The sequence below is a fragment of the Pantoea sp. ANP04 genome (genome assembly GCF_041982285.1).
GTDB classification, from domain to species: Bacteria; Pseudomonadota; Gammaproteobacteria; order Enterobacterales; family Enterobacteriaceae; genus Pantoea; species Pantoea eucalypti.
This window is the reverse complement of record NZ_JAUTYS010000089.1, coordinates 1-604: the sequence shown is the minus strand read 5'-3', so window position 1 is coordinate 604 and position 604 is coordinate 1. Positions and strand designations below refer to the sequence as shown.

Below are 604 nucleotides of genomic sequence, written 5' to 3'. Positions count from 1 at the left end.
GCCCAGGCCTTCAGCCAACTGTTCAACACGCCCTGATTCCGCCACGGTGGGTCGCTGATGCCGGCCCGCCCCTGTTTTGCGAGGCCCGCATGTCCCGTTCCGAAACCCTGTTTGCCGACGCCCAGAAACACATCCCTGGTGGCGTCAACTCGCCGGTCCGCGCCTTCAAGAGCGTGGGCGGCACCCCGCTGTTCTTCAAGCACGCCGAAGGTGCCTACGTCACTGACGAAGACGACAAGCGCTATGTCGACTATGTCGGGTCCTGGGGCCCGATGATTCTCGGCCACAGTCACCCGGACGTGCTGGACGCGGTACGCAAGCAGCTGGAGCATGGCCTGTCCTACGGCGCCCCGACTGCCATGGAAACCGAAATGGCCGATCTGGTGTGCTCCATCGTTCCCTCCATGGAAATGGTGCGCATGGTCAGCTCCGGCACTGAAGCCACCATGAGCGCGATTCGCCTGGCCCGTGGCTTTACCGGCCGCGACAGCATCATCAAGTTCGAAGGCTGCTACCACGGGCATTCCGACAGCCTGCTGGTCAAGGCCGGTTCCGGCGCCCTGACTCAAGGCGTACCCAGCTCTGCCGGTGTACCTGCAGCTTT

1 protein-coding gene is annotated in these 604 nt (G+C 63.6%); it reads left to right on the top strand.

What is annotated here, in order from left to right:
* Nucleotides 1-89 precede the first annotated feature (89 nt).
* The coding region (locus tag Q7C21_RS22485; protein ID WP_375151156.1) for an aminotransferase class III-fold pyridoxal phosphate-dependent enzyme at nucleotides 90-604 on the top strand (515 nt) is incomplete at its 3' end.